Raw genomic sequence first — 1,189 nt, forward strand, 5'->3', positions numbered from 1 at the left:
CGGCAACGCCTCGCCGATTGGTGACTCACCGCCCCTGCTGATCGCCTTGGGCGCGCAAATCGTGCTGTGCAAGGGCGAAACCCGCCGCACCCTGGCGCTGGAAGATTACTTCATCGATTACCGCGTCACTGCGCGTCAGGAAAGCGAGTTCATCGAGAAGATCATCGTGCCGCGTGCCAGCGCCGAAAAACTGTTCCGTGCCTACAAGATCTCCAAGCGTCTGGACGATGACATTTCGGCGGTGTGCGCCGCCTTCAACATTCGCCTGGAAAACGGTGTAGTCGCTGAAGCCCGCGTCGCCTTTGGTGGCATGGCGGCTATCCCGAAGCGCGCCGCCGCCTGCGAAGCCGCGTTACTCGGTGCGCCGTTCAACAACGCCACCATCGAGCGTGCCTGCGCTGCCCTGGGCGAAGACTTCACGCCGCTCTCGGACTTCCGCGCCAGCAAGGAATATCGCCTGCTCAGCGCGCAGAACCTGCTGCGCAAATACTTCATCGAACTGCAAACACCGCACATCGAGACTCGGGTGACCGCTTATGTCTAATCATCACGCCGTAGAGAAGACCCAAGCCGAATTGGCTGAACTGTTCGCCAAGGACCTGACCACCGGTGTCGGCCGCAGCGTCAAGCACGACAGCGCCGCCAAGCATGTGGCCGGTGAAGCGCAGTACATCGACGATCGCCTGGAGTTTCCGAACCAGTTGCACGTTTATGCGCGCATGTCGGACCGTGCCCACGCCCGGATCATCAGTATCGACACCGCCCCCTGCTACGCCTTCGAAGGCGTGCGCATCGCCATCACCCACGAAGACGTGCCTGGCCTGAAGGACATCGGTCCGTTGCTGCCGGGCGATCCTCTRCTGGCCATCGACACCGTGCAATTCGTCGGTCAACCGGTGGTCGCCGTTGCCGCGAAAGACCTGGAAACCGCGCGTAAAGCGGCCATGGCCGCGATCATCGAATACGAAGACCTCGAGCCCGTGCTGGATGTGGTCGAAGCCCTGCGCAAACGCCACTTCGTACTCGACAGTCACACCCACAAACGCGGCGATTCAGCCACGGCGCTGGCCACTGCCGAACATCGCATCCAGGGCACCCTGCACATCGGTGGYCAGGAGCACTTCTACCTGGAAACCCAGATCTCTTCGGTGATGCCCACCGAAGATGGCGGCATGATCGTCTACTGCTC

The 1,189-nt window shown here is 61.7% G+C and carries 2 protein-coding genes; both read left to right on the plus strand.

The window, feature by feature from the left end; genetic code table 11:
* Positions 1-544, plus strand: a 544-nt coding sequence (locus tag ACXRVY_RS30285) for an FAD binding domain-containing protein (protein WP_458239110.1), incomplete at its 5' end; no start/stop codon positions are given.
* Positions 537-1,189: molybdopterin cofactor-binding domain-containing protein (locus ACXRVY_RS30290; RefSeq protein ID WP_458239111.1), on the plus strand; the 653-nt coding region annotated here is incomplete at its 3' end. The genes ACXRVY_RS30285 and ACXRVY_RS30290, both read left to right, overlap by 8 nt.

The sequence above is a fragment of the Pseudomonas sp. P5_A2_2 genome, from assembly GCF_054177685.1.